The organism is Bacillus sp. FSL M7-1020, from assembly GCF_038050415.1.
GTDB classification, from domain to species: domain Bacteria; phylum Bacillota; class Bacilli; order Bacillales; family Bacillaceae_G; genus Bacillus_A; species Bacillus_A toyonensis.
Map to the genome: position 1 here is coordinate 4,134,899 of NZ_JBBOTW010000001.1, position 22,620 is coordinate 4,157,518.

Annotated in this window: 25 protein-coding genes and 1 other annotated feature; of the genes, 6 read left to right on the forward strand and 19 right to left on the reverse strand. The window is 34.0% G+C overall.

Annotated features, from left to right (window positions below; all coding sequences use genetic code 11):
• The first annotated feature begins 2 nt into the window (after positions 1-2).
• Positions 3-2,039: a Fe(3+)-hydroxamate ABC transporter permease FhuB gene (gene fhuB / locus MHB70_RS21170; RefSeq protein ID WP_001087100.1), complete on the forward strand. Its 2,037-nt coding sequence runs from the start codon at positions 3-5 to the stop codon at positions 2,037-2,039.
• 36 nt (positions 2,040-2,075) lie between these two features.
• On the opposite strand, the gene MHB70_RS21175 is transcribed toward fhuB, so the two are convergent.
• Positions 2,076-2,744, reverse strand: coding sequence for a hypothetical protein (locus MHB70_RS21175; RefSeq protein ID WP_061529671.1), 669 nt, complete (start codon positions 2,742-2,744; stop codon positions 2,076-2,078).
• Positions 2,737-3,291, reverse strand: a complete 555-nt coding sequence (locus MHB70_RS21180; protein ID WP_061529706.1) for a sigma-70 family RNA polymerase sigma factor — start codon at positions 3,289-3,291, stop codon at positions 2,737-2,739. Before MHB70_RS21180 ends, MHB70_RS21175 begins: the two co-directional genes overlap by 8 nt.
• A 185-nt stretch (positions 3,292-3,476) precedes the next feature.
• On the opposite strand from MHB70_RS21180, the gene MHB70_RS21185 reads away from it, so the two are divergent.
• On the forward strand, positions 3,477-3,980 hold the full coding sequence (locus MHB70_RS21185; RefSeq protein WP_000284956.1) for a DinB family protein: 504 nt from the start codon (positions 3,477-3,479) through the stop codon (positions 3,978-3,980).
• Positions 3,981-4,117: 137 nt separating this feature from the next.
• Positions 4,118-4,450, forward strand: coding sequence for a YfjL-like protein (locus MHB70_RS21190; protein WP_001093291.1), 333 nt, complete (start codon positions 4,118-4,120; stop codon positions 4,448-4,450).
• 62 nt (positions 4,451-4,512) lie between these two features.
• On the opposite strand, the gene MHB70_RS21195 is transcribed toward MHB70_RS21190, so the two are convergent.
• The 7 genes from MHB70_RS21195 to MHB70_RS21225 all read right to left on the reverse strand — a co-directional run bounded on the left by MHB70_RS21195 (position 4,513) and on the right by MHB70_RS21225 (position 9,715).
• On the reverse strand, positions 4,513-5,208 hold the full coding sequence (locus MHB70_RS21195; RefSeq protein ID WP_061529672.1) for an ABC transporter permease: 696 nt from the start codon (positions 5,206-5,208) through the stop codon (positions 4,513-4,515).
• A gap of 26 nt (positions 5,209-5,234) precedes the next feature.
• Positions 5,235-6,107: a DUF4097 family beta strand repeat-containing protein gene (locus MHB70_RS21200; RefSeq protein WP_061529673.1), complete on the reverse strand. Its 873-nt coding sequence runs from the start codon at positions 6,105-6,107 to the stop codon at positions 5,235-5,237.
• 35 nt (positions 6,108-6,142) lie between these two features.
• Complete coding sequence (locus MHB70_RS21205) at positions 6,143-6,847, reverse strand: ABC transporter permease (protein WP_061529674.1); 705 nt, start codon at positions 6,845-6,847, stop codon at positions 6,143-6,145.
• Positions 6,848-6,881: 34 nt separating this feature from the next.
• Positions 6,882-7,043 (reverse strand): hypothetical protein, encoded by a 162-nt coding sequence (locus MHB70_RS21210; protein WP_165497421.1) that lies wholly within the window; start codon positions 7,041-7,043, stop codon positions 6,882-6,884.
• Positions 7,036-7,959, reverse strand: coding sequence for an ABC transporter ATP-binding protein (locus MHB70_RS21215; RefSeq protein WP_000221075.1), 924 nt, complete (start codon positions 7,957-7,959; stop codon positions 7,036-7,038). The genes MHB70_RS21210 and MHB70_RS21215 overlap by 8 nt, the downstream gene beginning before the upstream one ends.
• Positions 7,960-8,085: 126 nt before the next feature.
• Positions 8,086-9,021: a HAMP domain-containing histidine kinase gene (locus tag MHB70_RS21220; protein ID WP_061529675.1), complete on the reverse strand. Its 936-nt coding sequence runs from the start codon at positions 9,019-9,021 to the stop codon at positions 8,086-8,088.
• 1 nt (position 9,022) lies between these two features.
• Positions 9,023-9,715 carry a response regulator transcription factor gene (locus MHB70_RS21225; protein WP_000018038.1) on the reverse strand — a complete coding sequence of 231 codons (693 nt, stop codon included), beginning with the start codon at positions 9,713-9,715 and terminating at the stop codon, positions 9,023-9,025.
• A 168-nt stretch (positions 9,716-9,883) separates the two neighbouring features.
• Here MHB70_RS21225 and MHB70_RS21230 point away from each other — a divergent pair, with 168 nt between their 5' ends.
• Both MHB70_RS21230 and MHB70_RS21235 read left to right on the forward strand, forming a co-directional pair.
• Complete coding sequence (locus tag MHB70_RS21230; protein ID WP_001293579.1) at positions 9,884-10,057, forward strand: hypothetical protein; 174 nt, start codon at positions 9,884-9,886, stop codon at positions 10,055-10,057.
• Positions 10,058-10,252 carry a YwbE family protein gene (locus tag MHB70_RS21235; protein WP_001014310.1) on the forward strand — a complete coding sequence of 65 codons (195 nt, stop codon included), beginning with the start codon at positions 10,058-10,060 and terminating at the stop codon, positions 10,250-10,252.
• 39 nt (positions 10,253-10,291) lie between these two features.
• Here the strand turns inward: MHB70_RS21235 and MHB70_RS21240 are convergent, their stop codons facing one another.
• Positions 10,292-11,491, reverse strand: a complete 1,200-nt coding sequence (locus tag MHB70_RS21240) for a class I SAM-dependent rRNA methyltransferase (RefSeq protein WP_001255942.1) — start codon at positions 11,489-11,491, stop codon at positions 10,292-10,294.
• A gap of 286 nt (positions 11,492-11,777) precedes the next feature.
• On the opposite strand from MHB70_RS21240, the gene isdG reads away from it, so the two are divergent.
• Positions 11,778-12,101: a heme oxygenase gene (gene isdG, locus MHB70_RS21245; protein WP_000587821.1), complete on the forward strand. Its 324-nt coding sequence runs from the start codon at positions 11,778-11,780 to the stop codon at positions 12,099-12,101.
• Positions 12,102-12,167: 66 nt separating this feature from the next.
• Here the strand turns inward: isdG and srtB are convergent, their stop codons facing one another.
• From srtB to MHB70_RS21290, 9 genes are all read right to left on the reverse strand, one after another.
• The gene (srtB, locus tag MHB70_RS21250) at positions 12,168-12,932 is read right to left on the reverse strand and encodes a class B sortase (protein ID WP_002106599.1); all 765 of its coding nucleotides are present in this window, start codon (positions 12,930-12,932) and stop codon (positions 12,168-12,170) included.
• A gap of 32 nt (positions 12,933-12,964) precedes the next feature.
• The gene (locus MHB70_RS21255) at positions 12,965-13,735 is read right to left on the reverse strand and encodes an ABC transporter ATP-binding protein (protein ID WP_000403763.1); all 771 of its coding nucleotides are present in this window, start codon (positions 13,733-13,735) and stop codon (positions 12,965-12,967) included.
• Entirely contained in the window at positions 13,725-14,708 is a 984-nt protein-coding gene (locus MHB70_RS21260) for a FecCD family ABC transporter permease (RefSeq protein ID WP_061529676.1), read from the reverse strand. The genes MHB70_RS21255 and MHB70_RS21260 overlap by 11 nt, the downstream gene beginning before the upstream one ends.
• A gap of 27 nt (positions 14,709-14,735) precedes the next feature.
• Positions 14,736-15,617 carry a heme ABC transporter substrate-binding protein IsdE gene (gene isdE, locus MHB70_RS21265; protein ID WP_002093211.1) on the reverse strand — a complete coding sequence of 294 codons (882 nt, stop codon included), beginning with the start codon at positions 15,615-15,617 and terminating at the stop codon, positions 14,736-14,738.
• 69 nt (positions 15,618-15,686) lie between these two features.
• Positions 15,687-18,416, reverse strand: coding sequence for an NEAT domain-containing protein (locus MHB70_RS21270; protein ID WP_341343694.1), 2,730 nt, complete (start codon positions 18,414-18,416; stop codon positions 15,687-15,689).
• A gap of 29 nt (positions 18,417-18,445) precedes the next feature.
• The gene (locus MHB70_RS21275) at positions 18,446-18,904 is read right to left on the reverse strand and encodes an NEAT domain-containing protein (RefSeq protein ID WP_000476174.1); all 459 of its coding nucleotides are present in this window, start codon (positions 18,902-18,904) and stop codon (positions 18,446-18,448) included.
• A 23-nt stretch (positions 18,905-18,927) separates the two neighbouring features.
• Positions 18,928-19,626: a heme uptake protein IsdC gene (isdC, locus tag MHB70_RS21280; RefSeq protein WP_000714743.1), complete on the reverse strand. Its 699-nt coding sequence runs from the start codon at positions 19,624-19,626 to the stop codon at positions 18,928-18,930.
• Positions 19,627-20,114: 488 nt separating this feature from the next.
• The gene (gene brnQ6, locus MHB70_RS21285) at positions 20,115-21,440 is read right to left on the reverse strand and encodes a branched-chain amino acid transport system II carrier protein BrnQ6 (protein WP_061529678.1); all 1,326 of its coding nucleotides are present in this window, start codon (positions 21,438-21,440) and stop codon (positions 20,115-20,117) included.
• A gap of 114 nt (positions 21,441-21,554) precedes the next feature.
• Positions 21,555-21,810, reverse strand: a binding site (T-box leader).
• 108 nt (positions 21,811-21,918) lie between these two features.
• The gene (locus tag MHB70_RS21290) at positions 21,919-22,608 is read right to left on the reverse strand and encodes a 23S rRNA pseudouridine(2604) synthase RluF (protein ID WP_000700727.1); all 690 of its coding nucleotides are present in this window, start codon (positions 22,606-22,608) and stop codon (positions 21,919-21,921) included.
• Positions 22,609-22,620: the final 12 nt, after the last annotated feature.

Here is a 22,620-nt window from a genome sequence, read left to right on the forward strand (position 1 = left end):
CGATGAATAGCTTACAACATACACTTCGAGCAAGTCTTGTATTCGGAGGAGGAGCAGCTCTCTTGCTCCTCCTTTTCTTTATTCATATCGGACAAGGTCAAGCAAATATTTCCTATAGTATGATTATCGATGCTCTTATCTCACCGAACCAATCACTAGAGCACCAAACTTTAATCATGCTTCGATTACCTAGAGCCGTAATTGCTATTTTAGCTGGAGGTGCTCTTGCTGCATCTGGGGTCATTTTGCAAACATTAACAAAAAACCCACTTGCTGAATCAAGTACAATGGGAATTCACTCTGGCGCATATTTCTTTCTAGTAGCGGCTACAATTTTCTTACCGAAAGGTCTGCAAATTAACTCACTTCTTTTCACATTTATCGGTGGTGCTATTACTGCTTTATTTGTATACCGTATTTCTGGTGGGAAAAAGGGAACCCCACTTAGAATGGCATTAGCTGGGATGGTCGTTACATTAATGCTTTCTGCTTTTACTGGAACGATGCAGCTTTTCTATGAAAATGAAACGGCTGGTTTATTTTTATGGGGAGCTGGCTCTCTTATCCAAAATAACTGGGATGGCGTTCAATTTGCTTTTCCATTTATCATTATTTCTTTCCTAGTTTTACTATTTATGTCTCGTAAACTCAACATCCTCTTACTTGGTGACGATGTTGCTGTTTCTCTTGGTGAAAAAACAGCAGTAACACGTCTTATCGCCTTCATTGCTGCAATCTTTTTAACAGCAGTAATTGTCACTGTCGTTGGACCGATTGGGTTTGTTGGCTTAGTTGCACCACACTTAATGCGCCTTATTGGTTACCGGCAACACTTTACTCTTCTTCTTTCCTCATTCTTATGGGGAGCAGTATTATTACTTGGGGCAGATGTCGTCGGTAGATTAATAGATCCAACTGGTGCAGAACTTCCTGTTGGAGCAGTCACAGCAATGATTGGGTCACCTTGGCTTATTTATTTAGTGTATCGTATGATGAAGTCGAAACAATATATGAATGATAACGGTGCGAATGCAGCTGGAGCTAGTTCCCGCTATTACTCTTATAAAAAGGTAATCATCATATCTATCACGCTTTGTATTGTGACGATTGCTCTTGGTGTTACAATCGGTAGTAATGCTTATATCGAAAGCATTACAAATGTTATAACAGGGCAATTAACGCAATTTGATAAAAATATGATGATGAACCTTCGTTTACCAAGAATGCTCGTTGCCGCTATTGCTGGCGCATGCCTTGCAATAAGTGGGCTTGTCTTCCAAGGAATATTACGAAACCCACTTGCCGACCCTTCGATTATTGGTATTTCGTCTGGAGCAGGTGTCGGTGCTTTAACTATTATGTATGTTTTCCCTGCACTTCCAGGTTTCTTCCTACCAATTGGTGCATTTATCGGCGGACTACTTGCAGTTGGAATTGTCCTCTTCTTCTCATGGAAAGCAGGATTTAGTCCAACAGCTCTTGCTTTAATAGGGATTGGTATTTCGGCTCTCGGCTCAGCAATTATTCAAATCTTTATCGTTAGAGCGAATTTGAATGTTGCTGCTGCTTTAACATGGCTATCAGGCAGTACGTATGCAAGAGGATGGAATCACTTAGAAAATATCATTCTATATCCATCACTTATTCTTATACCAATTATCTTTTTCTTAATGAAACAACTTGATGTCCTTGTACTTGGAGACGATTTAGCAACTGGACTCGGACAGCCTGTAAATAAAACGCGTCTTGCTCTAATTGTACTAGCGACACTTCTTGCATCTATAAATATCGCGGCTGTCGGTACAATCGCCTTTTTAGGCCTTGTCGCTCCTCACTTAGCAAGAATTGTTGTTGGTATGAATCATCAAAGATTATTCGTTTGTTCCGCTCTGTTTGGAGCAATCCTTCTTTCTGTTGCTGACTTACTTGGACGTACAATCGCATATCCGAAAGAAATTCCCTCTGGCCTTGTCGTTGCTGTACTTGGGGCACCTTATTTCTTATGGTTGATGAGGAAGAGTGGGAAGAAAGTTAATTAAAAGACGGCTTCATATATATGAAGCCGTCTTTTCCTATTATGGCATAAAATTAATATAAGCTTTGTACAGAATATACATAACAAGTGCATACATGATTATATTGAATACACTTCGTTTTAAAGTTAACTTTCTCTTTAATTTCTTATCCTGTAATTTTAGTTCTATTCCATTTGCTACTTTCAGTCTACCTACCATTTTAAATAACTCTCTGTAATCATCAGCATTTCCCAATAATACGTACTCCTTATCATTTTTATACTTTATATGTAGAAATTCACTCCCACCTTTACGGTCTAATATTGTTCTCATAGAAGCTATTTCATTTAATACACATACTTTTATATCAACTTCATTATAATAACGATCCACAAAAAATACATACAACCGTTTATTTGTAACGATTAGCACAGTATTAATACCGAAGTTCATCGCAAGAACGTCTACCCCTAATGTCATGGCTGTGCCTGTCTGCCAATTTTTCACACGAGGATTTTCGACAAGCATACTATATAAAATCTCTTCGCTTCCCTGTAACTCTTCTTGTACAACCTCATAACAACGTTTCATTAAAATTGTTTTTGTTACAACTTCTTTTGTACGATTTATTTTCTTTTTATCTATTTTCTCATCATTTCTATAATCATCTACAAAATTATCGCTATACTGCAAGTTATTTAATTCCTGAAGTAACTTTTCTTTATTCATTTCTTCCCCCCTCCAACAGCTTCTTCAATTTCTTTCTCCCTCTTGAAAGCCTGCTATATACCGTATCTCGTGTCATACCGAATTCAAGCGCTATTTCTTGTACGCTATATTCATCTAAATACCTTTTTATAAAAATTTTCTTATCTTCTTCATTCAATTCTTTAATTAAAACGTAAAAATTATAATCTCGCTCTTCTTTTGTTAAATTGACATTTTTTCTATCTTCATATATTTCTTGCTGAAGCTCTTGTAATTGATAAGCCTTATTACTTTTTCGTTTATAATCAATAGCTTTAAACTTAGCGACAGATATAAGCCAGTTTCTAAACTTCCCACGATTTTCATCATAACTACTAATGTTGTACCAAACGATTAATAAAATATCGTCAACACATTCGTCCACTAATACCTTGCTCTGTGCCGTATCTAAAACACTATGAACCACCTTATAAATTAAATCCCCATATCGATCAATTGCTGTATGTAATGCTAACATGTCTTGTTTTCGAAGACCTTCTACTATTTCTATATCCTTCACCCTTATCACCACTCTTTATCCCCTTCTTTATTCATTATATATACGAATGAACACATTCGTTTCCTGACACTTTTACAAATATTTTCTAATTGTTTTCATATTGTAGCAAATACTTAATTAATTATTTCTTGTGGAACAGGGATTATATTATCTCTCACGAATTTAATCTATGAACAAAAATAGGAGGGATAACAATGTACCAAACAATTGAAGGCTTCTTTCAATCATGGACTTACGAAGCAGAGTCTACTCAGAAAATGCTTAATTCATTAACCGATGCATCTTTATCACAAGAAATTGCGCCTGGGCATTGGACATTAGGAAGAGTTGCTTGGCATATCGTAACGGCAATTCCTGTTATACTATCTGGCACAGGCCTAAAGTTTGAAGGAGAAACGAAAGATTATCCTGTTCCAACTTCTGCAAAAAAAATTGCAGATGAATACCATAAAGTGAATGCAGCTTTCGTTGAAGCACTTCAAAACGAATGGAATGATAAAGATTTAGCAACGATTAATGATTTCTTTGGTCGTCCTATGCCGAATTCTATATTTTTAATGACACTTATTAATCATCAAAATCACCACCGCGGACAAATGACGGTTTTAATGAGGCAAGCTGGCTTAACAGTTCCTGGCGTATATGGTCCTGCAAAAGAAGAATGGGCTGCCGCTGGAATGGAAGTTCCTAAAATGTAAAAACAAAAAAAGACAAGGTGTTTACACATCTTGTCTTTTTCTGTAACTTGTTTCATGTGAAACTATTTTTTCTAAATGGTTGTTTTATGGAAAAGATAGATTAAAATGAATACATATTACGAAGAGGAGTAACCAAATTGAATACAAAAAATAAAAAAATAGCTATGGGAACTATTTTACTAACTTCTATTATTGGAGTGATTAGTGTATCTCTTTATTTCACCTATTATGGCACCCCTTGGGGAAAACAAGCAGCAATTACGGAATCAAAAGAATATATTACAAAATATTTTAATCTAGATGCAGAAGTCAAAAATACTTCTTACGATGCTAAAATGAATAGCCATGCAATCTCCTTTGAAACAAGTACCGACGGAGAGTTTACTATCGAATATAAAAGTCCTAATAACTTTAACATTTCTCCAGGAGTGCAAGAGTATTTAAGCACACACTCTAAATTTACAGAGTAGTAACGAAGCATACATATACAAAAAAGAGTTGGTGTAACGCCAACTCTTTTTTCTTATTCTTGTCATACAGTTATATCTTCCTTCTCTATATTTTTAATTCCGTAATATGCAATCACAACTCCAATTGCTGCGAGTGCTAGTTGAAGGGGAAGAAAAGTTGCTATAGGAAACATTGGGTTGCCATTCATTGCAATTGATACAACGATAAGAGATGAAACAATTGTAGTTGGCACTGAACGTTTACGCATTCCAAAATATAATGGGATTAAACTCATTCCCGCAGTTGCAACGGCTAAAGGAACCAGTTTTATTCCTTCTTGCATCAATTGATCTACTGTAAATGAATTAGGAAGAATTGAAAAATAACTATCTATACCAAAGAAAACTCCTACTACTAAAATGTTAGATACAATAACTGTTATAAATGTTACTATTGCTGCAATAGCCAACTTACTAATCATCAATTTCTTCCGATTAATAGGATAAGAAAACATAAGTAGTATTGTTTTATTTTTATATTCACCAATTATTAGCCTTGCGATTAATACACTACCAAAAACAATAAACGTTGCTCTTACTATTGTGCTAGCCATTAACAATATCGTCTCTGGATTCCTTATTTCTGCATCACCTTCTACTTGAGCGATGATGCTCACAAAGATTATTAATGCCAGTATAACAATATTTGCAATAATTGCTCTCTTCACGTACCAACCAAGCTTAAACTTTTTCAATTCTAGCTTCATTAAATGTAGCATGATAGTATCCTCCTTCCTCCTAAGATTTAATCAATATAAATGACTCCTGTTTCATTTAAAATCTTCGCTTCATTTTTTGCCTCACCAATAGTTCCTTCTTTTATTTTTTCTGTACTTTTATCTTTCTTAAATCCTTTTAAATCCACTATTACGTCAGCCGAATTACTTTTAGCCATAAGCTTCAATGATGCCGGGACACCTTTATACCGTACGCCAATATCCCCTGATTTTGTTTCTACAAATAATGATTTTCCTTCTGTCATATCTTTCAGTAATACTTCCCCAGATGTTGAAGTGATGTTCATATTTTCGTTTTTTACATTTTTTACATAATTATCACCAGTAGTGGAAGTTATATTTACTTCTTGTAATGAACTATCTTTTAACATTAAATCCCCGCTTTCGGATGTAAATTCACCCTTCTCTGCCGATAGTCCTGTAATCATTCCATCTCCAGATTTGCCTCTTGTCACGATGCTTTTTACTACTATATCGTTTATTTTCACATCACCCGATTTATTATTTAATACAATTTTATCTATTTCTTTCTTCGGAATAGCTATAGATATACTATTTTTCTTCCTAAACGTAAAACCATAAAAAAATCTGTTCACCTTTTGTTTTTGCTTAATCACAAGTTTATTTTCATCATTTTCTATTTTGACGGGATCTATCTCTTTATCTGCTTGTTCACCTTGAGCGGAAATTACTATTTTATTAGCGTCTGTACTTTTGAATTCAATATCCCAGTTTTCATTGTCTACTTCTATTTCTTTTATATTATTGATTTCAAAAGACTTTTCTTTCTTAAAATCTTTCCCCTGAAATACCTTAATACCAAAAACTATACTAGCAATTGTAATGAATAATATTGCAATTACTATTATTTTTTTCACCATTCATACCCCAGTTCGTTTTTTGTTTTAGGCTTGCTTCACGCCACATCGATCTTGTCGATTTTACGAAACGATAGATAACTAATGAAAATTCCTAATAAACAGAGCACGATTGGGATAGCTATAAAATCAAACATACTTACTTGACCGTTTCCAGAACCAAAGTTACCACTAATCAGCATACCAATTATTACTGCCGAAGTAATCGTTGTCGGTGTCGATTTCTTTCTCATTCCAAAAAACAAAGGAATTAAACTTATCCCAGATATCATAAATGCACTTATAATAGTACCTGGAACGATAGCTATTATTTCACCTATCGTAGCAGGTGTTTCAATCAGTCCCATCATTGGACTCACAAAATATACGAGCAAACTAATAATGAAAGTCGCGATAATCGTGCTCACAAAACAAAAACAAAAAACAATTGTTAATTTCGCACTCATTAGCATTTTCCTTTGTAGCGGATACATAAATGATAGTTGTATCGTTTTGTTCTTATACTCATCAATTACTAAACGTGATAAAATGACCGAACTAAAAATAATGAATGTTATCCTAATAAAAATATTTGCTAAAGCCATGTTCTGTGTGAAGTCAGAGAAGAGCACGTCTCCCTCGGCTTTCATTCCCAATGCCATAAGGCTTACTACAGCGAAAATTGCTATAATACAAATTGCTACACTTTTAAAGTAACTAGATAATTGATGTTTCTTCCATTCGAGCTTCATTAATTTAAACATATAAACCACGCCTCCATTCTTTATATACCTGTCTCTACACTGCTAACATTCTAATTCCAGCAGTAACTACGCTTAACATTCCTATCACTAGTAGAATTAACAACCATTTCCGCTCTGGTTTCCTATAATATAAAATTCCACTTATTAGCATTACGATAAATCCACTTACCAGGTTCAGCCACAGTTCATTAAGCATGAATACCCTCTCCATCCATTACATTTAAGAAATATTCTTCTAAGGAACTATGTTTCTTATTAATACTTTCAATTTCCACATCGTTCATAATAAGTGCTTTTGAAATGGCCTGCTGAGACGCTGACGTATCATACACACGAATCATGGTTCCACTCATTATTTTGTAGTTTTTTATACCAAGTTTATCTTCTAAAATATAAGCTGCACGTTTCACATCAGGAACAGTGATTTCAATGTACTCTGTTTGTTTTCCGTTAATACTCTTCATTGAAACTTCTTTTATTAGTTTTCCATTTTGAATCACACCAATTGTATCCGCCATTAGTTCCATCTCACCTAAAATATGACTAGAAACTAATAATGTAATACCGTATTCTTTGCAGAGCATTTTAAATAAGTCTCGTAACTCTTTAATACCAATTGGATCTAAACCGTTAATTGGTTCATCTAAAATGAGCAATTCTGGCTTTGTCACGATTGCCCTTGCAATACCGAGTCGTTGTTTCATCCCTAATGAAAAATCTTTTATTTTTTTATTGTCTATGCCGTGTAGTTTCACTAAATGTAAAGCATGATCAATGCCGTTTTTATCGTAATAGCCCATATATTCACAATGTAATTCTAGGTTTTCCTTCGCCGTTAATTTATCATAAAAGATTGGATATTCGATAATTGTTCCCATTCTTTTTAATACTTCATAAGATGTGTCTGTTAACTTCTCACCGAAAATTTCAATATCGCCGCTCGTCGGTTTTATTAAATTTGCAATCATTTTCATAATTGTTGTTTTACCAGCACCATTCGGTCCTAAGAAACCGTATATCTCTCCTTTTTTCACATGCATGTTAACGCTAGAAATAACTTCTTTTCCTTTAAACACTTTCGTTAACTGGTTCGTTTTTAATATATATGTCATGTCATTTTCCCCTTTCGCGCTGCTCTATATTTCTATAATAGACAACGGAAATCTCTTTTTTCTTACTCGTTCCTTACAAATTCCTTACGCTGAAAAAAAAGCTTGTAGAATTTACTTCTCTACAAGCTAAAACTTCATCTTTGTTAATACAACTGTAAAAATCGTTTTTTCATATGGCTTACTAGAAAGATGAATCTTTCCATCCATCGCTTCCACAAGCCTTTTCGTAATCGTTAATCCCAGGCCGCTTCCTTGGTACAATTTATTTCTTGAGTCTTCAAGTGTATACATACGTTCAAACACTTTATCAATATGAGATTCATCAATTCCTTTTCCTTTATCCCATACGTCTATATACACACTCGTTTCATCATCTCTTAACGTCATACCGAGTGTCTTTCCAGCCTCTCCATATGTAATTGCATTTGATATTAAATTATTTAACACTCTGCCTAATACTTCTGTATTTCCAAGTGCATATATATTTCTTTCAGGTATATCAATATGAACATGAAATCCTTTCGTCGTCACTAAATCATAAAAAGATAAAATCTTCTCGCGGCAAACTTCATTCATATTTACTTTTGTTATCTCTATTGCCTTGTCACCAGATTCTAATTTTGCTAAATCAAAGAACTTATGAATTAGTTCCATCACTTCCAGCGTTTTTATATGAACCTTTTCAAGTAATATTTTCTGTTCTTCTTCACTTATCGTTTTATCCTTATTTAACATTTCTGTATATCCAAGAATAACTGTTAGTGGTGTTTTCAAGTCATGCGAAATATTTGAAAGCATTTTTCTCATCGAAATTTCTACTTTTGCATGATCTGCATTCGTTTTCTGTTTTGCATCTAATAATTGATTAATTGCCACTAATAATTTTTGCAATTCTAGATCATCTGTCATAACGAGTAACGTCTCGCCTGTTTTTTCATTTACAATACTTTCTAATTTTTCATATGTGTATCGTAAGTTTTTGCTACTATTTTTTCTCATCTTATATTGTATGTAAATGATACATAACAATATAAAAATAATGCCCATTAACAGATTGGTCATATTACATCACTTCCAACTTATAGCCGATGCCCCATAACGTTTTAATATATTCTGGATTAGATGGATCACTTTCAATTTTCTCACGCAATCTTCTCATATGAACATTAATAACGTTATCATCACCGTAATATTCTTCATTCCAAACTAACGTATAGATTTGTGCTTTTGTAAATACACGATTTTGATTCTTTACGAACAGTTTTAAAATCTCAAATTCTTTTAAAGTAAGTTTGAGAGGGTTCCCGTTTTTTTCTACAGTAAAATTAATTGGATCGATTGTTAAATCACCAATCTGAATCATCTTTTCTGTTGTTTCCGTAGTCGAATATTTTGTAGACCTCCGAATACCCGCTTTTACACGTGCAGCTAATTCAATCATAGAAAATGGCTTACAAATGTAATCATCTGCCCCAAGTCCTAATCCAACAGCTTTATCAACATCTGTATCTTTTGCTGACATCATTAAAATTGGAACGGCACTTTTTTCTCGAATGATTCGTACAACCTCTAAGCCATCTAGCTTTGGCATCATAATGTCGAGGATAATCAAATCAAATGAACCTTTTAAATATGTATTTACTCCCTCTTCTCCATCAGACGCGATTGTAACTTGAAAGCCCTCTTTTATTAAATACTTTTCCACCATCTCTTGAATTGAGATATCATCTTCAACTAATAAAATATGATGTGACATATTTCTATCCCCTTTTTACAAACGTTAACAATTCAATTGTATCGTAACTACTACAGACTGGAAACAATTATATGAATTTTCAAACCAACTTCCCTTCCTTCCTTAACAATGATATGATGAAATTCACTACGATTGTTCATAATTAACTTTATATAAAGGAGACTTATCATGTCAGAGAATAAAAAAGTAAGCTTAGCTGATTTAATGCGCGAACAACTTGCTAAGAAAAAGCAAGGAAATGGAAATGGCCAAAATGCAAAAAGTCAAAGCCAAGAAACGAAAAAATTACAAAACCAACAAACGAAAAAAACAAACAACCAACGTAGACGTACAGGTGTATAAATGAACGGACAAAAACGTTCTAATATCGCACCCGGTCTTGAAGTTGATATTGTATTAAAACAAGATCAACGAACAGGCAAATTAACACGTGGAATTGTAAAAGATATTTTAACAAACTCCCCTTCCCATCCGCATGGCATTAAAGTGCGATTGCAGGACGGGCAAGTCGGTAGAGTACAAAATATCGTTCAATAAGAAAAGGAGCTCAAGTAAACCCGAGCTCCTTTTTCTTTATTAGCCTTTAATTTTTTCGATGAAAACTACTTTTAAGTAGTCTCCCTCTTTAAATTGATCAATTGTACGAAAATCTTCTGGTAAAGAATGTTCTTCTAATATTTTGTATTTACCGTTCATTTCTTTAAATGCAGTATCGATAAAGCCTTTAAACTTTTTCATATCAAATGCGCTACAATTTGTAGAAGCAACGATAATACCGTTATTTTCTGTAATCGCGATCGTTTCTTTTAATAAGTTTTTATAATCTTTCGCTGCGCTAAATGTATACTTTTTAGAACGTGCAAAGCTTGGAGGATCTAATACAACCATATCGAACTTCATTTTTTTCTTCGCAGCATATTTAAAGTAAAGGAATACATCTTCTACAATAATATCTTGTGCTTCGTAATCAATTTCGTTGACACTAAATTGTTCAATCGTTTTACTTAAACTACGATTTGCAAGGTCCACACTCGTTGTTTTAGTCGCTCCACCAAGTGCTGCAAATACAGAGAAAGCACCTGTATAAGAGAACATATTTAACACAGTTCTTCCTTGTGCATATGTATCACGAATTTGTTTTCGAACGTTACGCTGATCTAAAAATACACCAACCATTGCTCCGTCATTTAAATAAACCGCAAAGTTCACCCCATTCTCTTTTACGATAAGTGGGAACTCACCGCGCTCTCCTGCTACGAAATCATCGCCTTCAATGTATTTCCCTTTCGTATCAAAACGCTTTTTCTCATAAATACCTTTAAAGTTTGCTACTTTTTGAAGTGCCGCTATGATTTCATCTCTAAAAGTATAAATCCCTTCACTATACCAGCTCACTACGTAATAACCGTCATAATAATCGATGATTAAGCCGCCAAGACCATCACCTTCACCATTTAGGACACGGAATGCTGTCGTATCATTTGATTTGTAAAACTGTTTTCGTTTATGTAAGGCAGATTTGATTTTACTTTCAAAGAAAGATTGATTAATTTGTTCACTCTCTTTTCTCGTTAAAATCCAGCCGTATCCTTTATTTTGTTTTCCATAATAGCCTTTTCCGATAAATTGGTTCTTCTCATCTACTACTTTGATGATTGTCCCTTCTTCACGAATATCGTTTAAATTTTGAATTGCATCTTTTAAAATAAGCGGATATCCACTTTTAATTTCTTTTATAAATTTCGGTTTTATTTTTATAGTTACTTCAGATCGCATGTAATGTCTTCCTTTCCATTTGAATGCTTTCTATTAGTAGGAAGCATGTAAAAAACGAGGCCGAAAAACAGCCTCGTTTCACTATACCATATTATCGCTTTGCTAGTACAACCCGCTCAGCCCTACACCTAATCGCAATATATTTACTAACTTATGAAATAAACATCATACTTTCAAAAAAAATTTATATATTTCATTATTGCCATTGACAATGATAATGATTTTCATTATCATTTAATGTATATGAGTTCTTGAAAATATAGCTAGATTTATAGGAGGAATACACATGATTATTGTTACAAATACAGCTAAAATTACAAAGGGAAATGGACATAAATTAATTGAGCGTTTTAATAAAGTAGGTAAAGTTGAAACGATGCCAGGATTTTTAGGATTAGAAGTTCTTTTAACGCAAAATACAGTTGATTATGATGAAGTAACAATTAGCACTCGCTGGAATGCAAAAGAAGATTTCCAAGGTTGGACAAAGAGCTCAGCATTTAAAGATGCTCACTCACATCAAGGCGGAATGCCAGAATATATTCTTGATAATAAAATTGCTTACTATGATGTAAAAGTTGTACGTATGCCAATGGCTGCAGCACAGTAAAAACAGTTATTTTTTAAGTATAGAATATGAGGAGCGCTATCACTTCTCATATTCTATACTTTTTCTTTAATTTCTTTTCACTAATTTTGCATGTACAACTAGCCTTCCAGCCTCTGGATCAAGCGCATAGTCACATGTAGAAAGTGTTACAATTTCATCATTAGCCGTCAATTCTGTATCCGTTTTGTACAGTGATTTTTCTTGAATTTCCTTTAAGAACGATGTATATGCTGCATCATTTTCAAAATCCGTTTCAATGTAATAAAAGTCCGTTGTTGTCGTATATACTGAAAAAACTTCAACATCGTATCCTTCAAATAATGTATCGTAATATAATTTACGATGGGACATGAAGAATTCTTCATCCAACATTTTTTTTAAACTACCAAACATAGAACCGTCTTTCATACGATGGCCATATAAAATCGTATTTCGATTTTGAGATTTCACATCATTACGATGGTCCATAAAAATGCTTCCTGCTCTCATATCTTCACCTTTGTAATTACGAAATAAATAGTAATCATTATCCTTCGCTTGAACGATTGGATAATTAATTTGTGTATCATCCATCGTAATCCATCCAACTATCTCCGGATTAATTTTTTGGAGAGCTTGAAACTGCTTACGTACTTCCCCATCCTCTGATTTTTCTTCCATTGGACTTCTCTTATAAATATGTTGCGCTTCAGCCATTACTTTACGATTTTCATAATAATCCATGAAAATCCCACCCAATTCATACATTGAATAGAAAAAGATTCCTAAAAACACAATGGTAAGTATGCGTTGAAAAAATGAATTCTTTTTCCGTTCTTTCTTACTATTCAAATTATCACCTCAAAACGGATTATGCTCAGCCTTTAGATTCCCATTGGTACCATGTATAGTCCTGTATCTTCATCCTGCTTTACAACGACATCTACACCATATATTGCTTTAACCATTTCTTCTGTTATTACATCATTAGGATTACCTTTCGTAACAATCTCTCCATCTTTCATAACGATAATATGATCACTGTAACGAATGGCTTGATTAATATCATGTAATACCATTACAATCGTTAGTCCATACACTTCATTTAACTCTTTCACTAACTCTAATATTTCTATCTGATAATAAATATCTAAATATGTTGTCGGCTCATCTAAGAAAAGCATTGGTGTATTTTGAGCTAATGTCATTGCAATCCAAACTCGCTGTCTCTCTCCGCCTGATAAAGCATAAATTGGCTTATCACGCTTACTTTGTAAATTCGTACATACTAGTGCACGCTCAATTGCTTCTCTATCTTCATCTGTTTGCGGAGAGAAAATATTTTTATATGGCATACGCCCAAAGCTTATTAGATTTTCCACTGTAATATCTGCTGGAGCCTCATTTTGTTGATGGACAACAGCTAACTTTCTAGCAAACTCTTTCGGTTTATATTCACTAATCGCTTTCCCATCAAGTATTACTTCTCCACTGCTAGGAGCGTGATTTCTAGACATAACACTAAGTAATGTTGATTTCCCACATCCATTTGGGCCAATAATTGTTGTAATTTTCCCAATTTCTATTTCACTACTAACAGACTTTAAACGATTTGTTACGTTATCGTATGAAAAGGTTACATTTTTAATTTCCATGAACTTTATCACTCTTTCTAAGCAAGAATATTAAGAATGGACCACCAATAACTGCCATAATTGTTGCTGCTGGAATTTCATTAGGTGGCACAATTAACCTTCCAATTGTATCTGCCGTCAAAATTAATAACGCCCCTGCAAGAGCAGAAAATGGAATTAATACTTTATGGTCTGAACCGACTAATTGTCCTGAAATATGCGGAACGAGTAATCCTACAAAAGCAATAACACCTGCAATCGCTGTTGATACTGCCGCTAAGAGTACTGCAATGGCAGAAATAATAAGACGAACTCTCGTCACGTGCAAGCCTAAGTTTTTCGCAGTCTTATCTTGTAGCGATAATAAGTTACACCAAGCTCCTACGAACAGAGCAAGAATAAGACCAATCGTTCCATAAGTCACCATTATTTCTACATCGCCCCACGTCTTCATTGTTATGTTAGAAGTCGTCGTTTGCTTAATACTCTTAATAAAATATCCACAAATCGTAACGAATGATTCATTTAATCCAGTAAACATTGCATTAATAGCAATACCAATTAAAATAATGCGGAGTGGACTTAATCCAGACTTCCATGAAAAAGAGTAAACGAGATAACACGCAAGCGCACCGCCTAAAAATGCGAATACTGGTGTCCAGAAAAAGAATTGTGGAAACAACGTAATAATAACGAGTGTCATAAAACTTGCTCCAGAAGATATCCCGATTACACCAGCATCAGCAAGTGGATTTTTCATAACAGCTTGAAAAAGCACACCTGAAACAGCCAGAGCTGCTCCAGTAAATAGTGCAATAATAATACGTGGGAAACGTAAATCTTTAATCACTTCAACATCTTCATTTCCCCCTGTAAATATCCCTTGTACAAGCTCAACAATACCTACTTCTAAACTCCCTTTCATCGCTGACAATGATGTCATAACAATAAGCAATGCAGTAACAATGAGGAAACTCCAAGTTTTTTTATTCATTCCACTCTTCCTTTATATTAAAATACATCACGGATACATCATTTTTTTCAATTCATCTAACGCTTCAATTGCTGCTAAATTGCCTGTCGTTCCAAATAAACGCTCTTCTAAATCGTAAACACGGTTATTTTTAACTGCAGCGAAGTGCTTCCAAATGTCATTCGTTTTAAATTCTTTATCGAACATTTTTACAACTTCATCAGGCATACCATGAGCTGCTCGTAAAATAATATCTGGATCAGCTTTCTTTAAGTACTCTGTATTAGAAGCTAAATACTCTACTCGTTCACCTTGTACAATGTTTTTACCACCTAGTTGTTTCACTAAATCTCCAATATAAGAATGCTCTGTTGCTACTAAATAACTTCCTGGCACACCTAACAAAATAAGTACTGTCGGTTCTTTCTTTCCTTTTACTTCTTTTTGAATGCTAGCAACCTTTTTATCTAACTTAGTTACAACTTCTTCAGCCTGCTTTTCACGTCCATATTTCTTACCTAAATCGCTAATAGAATTTTGCATATTTTTCAAGCTTGTTAAATCTAAAAAGTTTGCTTTCATACCCACACCATCAAAAACTGGCTTTAATTCATATTCAAGTGTTGTCACAGATAATACTTCTGACGGCTTTAATGATTTTACCTTTTCCATATCTGGACTCATTGGATTCCCAACTTCAGGTAAACCTTTATATCGCTTTGGTAAAGTTTTAGAACTTGTTGGAACGCCGACTAAATCTACTTCTAACGCATCCATAATTTCAGTAACAGCCACTGTTGTTGCAACAATGCGCTCTTTACTCTCACTCTTTACCTGCTTTGCTGTTTCTTTTTTGGGTGATGAGCACCCGGCTATACTCATTAACAAAATGATAGCCATTAGTACACTTGCAATTTTCTTCACTCTCAATCACCACTCCTTTCCATACAATATGAAACAAGTCTTGATGCACGCGAACATGCATCAAGACTCCAAAAATTACAATCTACCCGCTCTATATTTACGAACTAGTAAAGCAAGTGAACCTAGCAGTAACACCATGTATAAACCAAGTTGTGCTGTATCTGCAGTTTTTGAGTTTTTCTCTTTTTTTGCATCATTATCTGTAGCGTTGTTTTTCTTCTTATCATCTGCATTTCGATTAAAATCAGGATTACCTACTGTTTTTACATTATCTACTTTCGGTGTAGTCACTGGATTTTTTGGTTCATTTTTTGGATCCTCTTTAATAGTTCCTAACGCACCGATATTATTTGTATCAAATTGAATTTGTACATCGTAGAAATGATGGTAGTTCATCTCATCGATGTCTACCTTTACTTTTGCGTTTAATTTTTTAAATAGATCTTCTACTTCAAACTGTACTACTCGCGTATTTGCATTTTTATCTTCGCTTATTACTTTCGCATCAGCGAATAGCTCATTGTTTTCCGTTTGGAATTTCGTAATCCACACGCTATTTTTCAGCGTCATCTCAATGTATTTTTTACCATCTTTTACGATTAATTTCGCTGGATTTACAACATAGTCATGCATCTTTGAAATCTCATCTGTTTTATCTTTTAATACTTTAAATGTAATATCATATTGACCGTCTACTAAATTTTTCGGATCAACTATTACTTTCGGTTTATTATTTCCACCTTGGTTATCATTTCCGCCTTGGTTGTCGTTTCCACCTTGGTTATTGTTTCCGCCTTGCTTGTTGTTTCCGCCTTGCTTGTCGCTTCCACCTTGATTCCCTAAAGCTTTAATACTATCTTGATCAAATACAAATTGAACATCGTAGACATGGTGATAATTCATTGAATCAATATCTACTTTTACTTTTGCATTTAATTTTTTAGACAAATCGTTTACTTCTACTTCTACTACTCTTGTATTTTGTTCTTTATTTTCACTTAACACTTTTGTATTAACGAAAGAACCATTCTTCTCAAATTCAAATTTCGTAATCCATGTACTATTTGTTAATGTAAACGATACATATTTCTTACCATCTTTTACTTTTAATACACCTGGACTTTTTGTGTATGTGTTCATCATTGAGATTTCATCTGTTTGATTTTTTAACACTTTAAAGCCAATGCTGTATTCACCATCTTTAAGAGCTTTTGGATCAATTGTTGTGTTATTATCTTGGTTGTTGTTTCCGCCTTGGTTATTGTTTCCACCTTGGTTGTCGTTTCCGCCTTGGTTGTCGTTTCCGCCTTGGTTGTCGTTTCCGCCTTGGTTGTAGTTTCCGGCTTGGTTGTCGTTTCCGCCTTGGTTGTCGTTTCCGCCTTGGTTGTCGTTTCCGCCTTGGTTATTTAACGGCTTAATGCTACCTTTATCAAATGCAAATTGAATATCGTAAAAATGGTGATAATTCATTGAATCGATATCTACTTTTACTTTTGCATTTAACTTTTCCGATAAATCCGGTACTTCTACTTCCACTACGCGTGTATCAGCTTTTTTATCTTCACTTATTACATTTGCATCAACAAACGAACTATTTTTCTCAAATTCAAACTTTGTAATCCAAGCACTATTCGTTAACGTAAAGGATACATACTTCTTACCATCTTTTACTTTTAACACACCTGGACTTTTTGTATATGTGTTCATCATTGAAATTTCTTCTGTTTGATCTTTTAATGTTTTAAAATTGATGCTGTATTCACCATCTTTAATTGTTTCAGCATCTGGATTTTTATTATCGTCTGGTTTTTCTACTTCTGGTTTTTCTACTTCTGGTTTTTTCTCTTCATTTTTAATTTTTTCAAGTTTATCTTGTTCAAATAAAAGTTGTACATCATGCGTTTGCTTATAATTTCTTGATGCCATTTCGATAAATACTTTTGTATTTAGTTTTTTAGATAAATCGTTTACTTCAAACTCTACTACTCTTGTATCTTTTTCCTTATCCTCACTCACTACTTTTGCATCAACAAATGCACCATCTTTTTCCGTTTGGAAATTTTTAATTAATGAGCTACTTTTTAGTGTTATAACGGCTTTTTTCTTACCATTTTCTACTTTTAATACTCCTGGATTTACCATGTAACTATTCATCTTGGATTCTTCATCTGTTTGATCTTTGAACACTTTAAATGGAATGCTGTACTCACCATCTGTAATTGTGTTAGAATTTGGTTGTTGATCTGGGTCAGGCTTTTGGTCGGGCTTCTGACTCGGATCAGGTTTTTCATTTGGATCTGGCTTATTAGCTGGGTCCTCTTTTTCATTTGGCTTTTCTACATGAACGGGTTTAATACTATTTTGATCAAAGACAATGCGTACATCATAGTCATGATGATAATTTAAAAAATCAATATCTACTTTTACTTTTGCATTTAATACCTTCTCTACATCTTCCACATCAAATTCTACTACTCTTGTATCTTTTTCTTTATCTTCACTAATTACATTTGTCTCAACAAGTTGGCCTGCTTTTTCTGTTTCAAACTTCGTAATCCATGAACTATTCGTTAATGTAAAGGATACTTTCTTTTTCCCATCCTTCACTTTTAAAGTTCCCGGGCTTACTGAATATTGATTCATCATCGATTCTTCATCTGATGTATCTTTTAAAACTTTGAAGCCAATTGAATATTCACCGTCAGCTAACTTGGTAGCTGCTTGAACTGCAAGTGGTTGTAATGTTGATACAAATGTAAATATCATTAGACACATTGCAACAACAATCTTAAGATACTTGTTCAATGAAATAACGCTCCTTTATAAAAAATTAATTATTTAACACTGTTCCCATCAAATACAAAGCGAATATCATATGAAGCATTGTAATTAATAATTGGGATATTAATTTTCACCTTGCCGTTTAGTTTTTTTGACAAGTCAGCAACTTCAAATTCTACAACTCTAGTATTATCTGTTTTGTTTTCACTTAACACGGTTGTTTCTATAAATTGACCATCTTTTTCTACTTGGAAACTTTTAATAGAAGAACTATCTTTCACTTTAAATGAAACATATTGTTTTCCATTTTTAACTGTTAATGTTGCTGGGCTTTCAAAATAACTATTCATTCTAGATGATTCATCTTTATCGCCTTTCCATACAGTAAAAGCAATATTATATTTCCCATCAGCTAGTTTTGTAGCAGCCTTTGCATCTTGTGAACCTAGTGTTGCGATAAACGTAAATAAAACAGCAAATACGGCAATAATCATTTTAAATTGTTTAAACATATATTCATCACCCTTCGAAATATTTATTTGTTTAGCTTCGCTTTACGAATTAAGAAAACACCTGAAACAAGAAGTAACGCTGCAAAGAATCCGATACGTGCTTCGTCTCCCGTTTTTGGATTATCTGTTTTTTCAGCTTTTCCACTCTCATTTGTTTCTTTATTCGCTTCTTTATTCTCTACTTTCGTTTTTTCTTCTTTTACTTGTGTATCTGTTTTCGCTTGGTCATTATTTTTTGTTGCAGCAACTACACCGTTATCGCCACCTACAGCTTTTACATTTGCATCAAACGCAAAACGAATTGTATAGTGGTGGTCATAGTTTGCACTTGGTACAACAACATGAATTTTTACTCCCAACGGCTTTGATAGATCATCAACTTTAAATTCAACCGTTCTTTTATCAGCCCCTTCGTCCTTACTCACTACTTTTGCATCAACAAAATTTCCATTCTCCGGTGCTTTAAATTCTGTAATCCAAGCACTATGGTTCATTGGAACTTGAACTTTCATCTCACCATTTTTTACAACTAACTTAGCTGGCTTTTCAAAATAATCATTTGCCATTGAAGCTGACTCGTTTTCCGCTTTTTGTATTACGTAGTTAATATCATACGTACCGTCAGCTAATTTTGCTGAAGCTTGTCCGAACGGCACTACAAGAAAAGCTAGCATACATACAAATGTCATAATAAAAGCGGGTAATACAGAAAACTTTTTCATTTTTCTTGTTTCCTCCTTGTTTATCTTGCATTTCACTTTTTAAAAATGATAATTATTCTCAATTTATAAGAAAAAAATAACCTTTTCCACCTATATTTAATTAGCATTCTTTTATGTAACATAAGTATTATTGATTATCATTCTCATTGAATATTAAAAATAATATCTCACCCTATTCCTTATACGAAGGCATAGAAACTGAGAAAAAATTATAAAACTTATTCATTGATTATCATTCTCAATATAAATCAAAAAAAATAAACTATCCCTTTTCCTCTTCTTTCACCTCTTCCCATAACAACACTATAGTTATAGAAACCCCTTTCCTTCACTTCCCTTCCAATATTTCCACAACTAAGTCAATCTTAGCCTACTCATAAATTTTTTGTCAACTATATTACGTATAAAATTTTTAATATCTGAATTTCTCTATATGTGGCTTTTTCTACAAAAAAAAGAGACTTTCTATTATAGAAAGCCTCTTTTCTCTATTTTTCTACAGCAATTTCCTGCTTTTGAAACTTAGAAACTATATAACCAAATCCTATACCGATTATGCCTGGAACTAACCAACCAATTCCTACACTATATAATGGAATTTTATCTAAAATAGGTGCTAATGCTGCAATTTGAAGGTTTGCATTGTGTAATCCATCAAAGAAACTAATTGCGAACGCTCCTACAATACCACCCACATACATCGCTAATGGAAGACGAACGTAGTTTTCAACAAGTGATAATACGATAAGAACGATTCCAATTGGATAAATGGCGATTAAGATTGGTAATGCTAATGCGTTTAACTGCGTTAAACCAAGATTGGCTACCATAAATGCTAGTACACAGAAAATGAAAACGACTTTTTGATATGAAAGCTTTGGTAATAAGGAAGAGAAATATTCTCCACAAGCTGCAACAATACCTACAGAAGTTGTTAAACATGCTGCTGTAATTGCGATACCTAGTAATAATGTTCCGTAACTACCAAATAAATGATTTACAACGTTTGTTAAAATAATGCCTCCGTTTGCGCCCATTCCAAGCGATACACTAGAAGCTCCAAGATACGCAAGCGCTAAATACACAAGTAGTAAACCAAGTGCTGCAATAAATCCTGCAAAGATTGTTACTTTCGCAATGCTATTCTTATTTGTAACACCTTTTGCTTTTAAAGCATTAATGACAACATTTCCGAAAACAAGTGCTGCCAGTCCATCTAAAGTTAAATATCCGTCAATAAAACCTTTGAAAAGAGGAGCACTATACGCTTCTGTCGGTGAACCAAATTCTCCAATTGGTGTAATAAGTGCTTTACCTACAATAATTGCAATAACAGCTAATAAAATTGGAGTTAACACTTTACCGATGCGTCCCACTAATTTTGAAGGATTTAAAGCTAAATAGAAAGTTACCGCAAAGAAAATAAATGTAAAGATAACAAGTGGATAGGATTGGCTAGCTATCTCACTTGGTAAAAATGGTGCAACACTCATTTCATAAGCAACTGTCCCTGTACGCGGAACGCTTACGAATACGCCTAAGCATAAATAAATTACAGTGATAAAAACAAGTGCGAAGATAGGATGCACACGTCCTGCTAGCTCATTAATATCTCCCTTTAGAGCTATAACGATTACCCCTAATAAAGGCAATCCAACACCTGTTACGATAAAACCAAATAACGCGATCCATACATCTGTTCCAGCACCTTGTCCTAACGCTGGTGGAAAAATCATATTACCTGCACCGAAAAATAGTGCAAATAACATTAAACTTATTGCAAACATCTCAGAAAATTTTAAAGATGATTTCATTTCTACTAACCTCCTAAATAATTAATTAACAAAATATTCTGAATTAAAATCCGTCAAATCTCCTCTTTCAAGCATACTTCCCCGTAAAAGAACGCAAAAAACACCCGTCCCTAACAAAGGGACGAGTGTTGAAATCGTGGTTCCACCCTTATTCTAATAAAATAAATTTATAACGAAATAAGCTCATTTTATAGCTCGTGTAAATTGATAACGGTTTTATCCGCCAAGAATTACAATGCATCATGCATGCAGTTCACTCTTGAAGTTTAGAGGTGGTAAGATTGTCTTTTCGTATTAGGAAGCTCACAGCCTAAGGCTTCCCTCTCTGAGAATCGTAGAAAACAACTCATGTCCTCATCATTACTTTTATAAAATATCTTGTCGAAACTTGTTGTTTTTTATTATATGGGCTATTTTTTAAAAAATCAATAGTTTTATTTTTTCTGACAAAAAAATATAGGGAGAAAATTTTTCCTCCCTATAACTGCCCTATTAAAATTTCTAACTCTTCAGCTGTAACGCTCCGCCACTTTCCCACTTCAAGCTCATGTAATTCTATATTCATAATGCGCACTCGCTTTAGCTTTGTTACAGTAAACCCGAAAGCACGGCTCATTCTACGAATTTGCCTGTTCATTCCTTGTGTTAAAACGATGCGAAATGTAGATTGGCCGACTCTCGTCACTTTGCATGGCTTCGTCATTCCATCTTTAATCTTTACACCGCTGGACATCTCATCAATAAACCAATCTGTAAAAGGTTTATCTACCGTCACAACATATTCTTTCTCATGCTCGTGATCTCCGTGTAAAATTTGATTCGCAATCGCGCCATCATTCGTTAATAAAATAAGTCCTTCCGATGCTTTATCTAATCGTCCAACGGGAAAGATTCGCTCTGGGTAATTGATATAATCAATAATATTATCTTCAATATGATCGGCTGCTGTACAAGTAATTCCAACTGGTTTATGAAAAGCGATATACACCTTTTCTTTCTCTTCTTTTGCAATAACCTGCCCATCAATCGTTACAACATCATCATCGCTCACGAGAGCACCGTGCGTACAAATTTCGCCGTTAATAGCCACGCGTCCAGCTTTAATAAGACGATCTGTTTCGCGTCTTGAGCAGGATTTTGCTTCGCTTATGTATTGGTTGATTTTCATATTTTGTTCCTT

What these genes read in the sequence shown, in the direction of transcription:
- MHB70_RS21200 (WP_061529673.1), bottom strand. Translation starts at nt 6,107, where the DNA reads ATGGTGAAAAAAATAATAGTAATTGCAATATTATTCATTACAATTGCT.
- MHB70_RS21195 (WP_061529672.1), bottom strand. Translation starts at nt 5,208, where the DNA reads ATGCTACATTTAATGAAGCTAGAATTGAAAAAGTTTAAGCTTGGTTGG.
- MHB70_RS21185 (WP_000284956.1), top strand. Translation starts at nt 3,477, where the DNA reads ATGTACCAAACAATTGAAGGCTTCTTTCAATCATGGACTTACGAAGCA.
- MHB70_RS21205 (WP_061529674.1), bottom strand. Translation starts at nt 6,847, where the DNA reads ATGTTTAAATTAATGAAGCTCGAATGGAAGAAACATCAATTATCTAGT.
- MHB70_RS21290 (WP_000700727.1), bottom strand. Translation starts at nt 22,608, where the DNA reads ATGAAAATCAACCAATACATAAGCGAAGCAAAATCCTGCTCAAGACGC.
- MHB70_RS21255 (WP_000403763.1), bottom strand. Translation starts at nt 13,735, where the DNA reads ATGGAAATTAAAAATGTAACCTTTTCATACGATAACGTAACAAATCGT.
- MHB70_RS21215 (WP_000221075.1), bottom strand. Translation starts at nt 7,959, where the DNA reads ATGACATATATATTAAAAACGAACCAGTTAACGAAAGTGTTTAAAGGA.
- MHB70_RS21240 (WP_001255942.1), bottom strand. Translation starts at nt 11,491, where the DNA reads ATGCGATCTGAAGTAACTATAAAAATAAAACCGAAATTTATAAAAGAA.
- fhuB (WP_001087100.1), top strand. Translation starts at nt 3, where the DNA reads ATGAATAGCTTACAACATACACTTCGAGCAAGTCTTGTATTCGGAGGA.
- brnQ6 (WP_061529678.1), bottom strand. Translation starts at nt 21,440, where the DNA reads ATGAAATCATCTTTAAAATTTTCTGAGATGTTTGCAATAAGTTTAATG.
- MHB70_RS21220 (WP_061529675.1), bottom strand. Translation starts at nt 9,021, where the DNA reads ATGACCAATCTGTTAATGGGCATTATTTTTATATTGTTATGTATCATT.
- isdC (WP_000714743.1), bottom strand. Translation starts at nt 19,626, where the DNA reads ATGAAAAAGTTTTCTGTATTACCCGCTTTTATTATGACATTTGTATGT.
- MHB70_RS21260 (WP_061529676.1), bottom strand. Translation starts at nt 14,708, where the DNA reads ATGAATAAAAAAACTTGGAGTTTCCTCATTGTTACTGCATTGCTTATT.
- MHB70_RS21230 (WP_001293579.1), top strand. Translation starts at nt 9,884, where the DNA reads ATGTCAGAGAATAAAAAAGTAAGCTTAGCTGATTTAATGCGCGAACAA.
- MHB70_RS21210 (WP_165497421.1), bottom strand. Translation starts at nt 7,043, where the DNA reads ATGCTTAATGAACTGTGGCTGAACCTGGTAAGTGGATTTATCGTAATG.
- MHB70_RS21235 (WP_001014310.1), top strand. Translation starts at nt 10,058, where the DNA reads ATGAACGGACAAAAACGTTCTAATATCGCACCCGGTCTTGAAGTTGAT.
- isdG (WP_000587821.1), top strand. Translation starts at nt 11,778, where the DNA reads ATGATTATTGTTACAAATACAGCTAAAATTACAAAGGGAAATGGACAT.
- MHB70_RS21275 (WP_000476174.1), bottom strand. Translation starts at nt 18,904, where the DNA reads ATGTTTAAACAATTTAAAATGATTATTGCCGTATTTGCTGTTTTATTT.
- MHB70_RS21225 (WP_000018038.1), bottom strand. Translation starts at nt 9,715, where the DNA reads ATGTCACATCATATTTTATTAGTTGAAGATGATATCTCAATTCAAGAG.
- MHB70_RS21175 (WP_061529671.1), bottom strand. Translation starts at nt 2,744, where the DNA reads ATGAATAAAGAAAAGTTACTTCAGGAATTAAATAACTTGCAGTATAGC.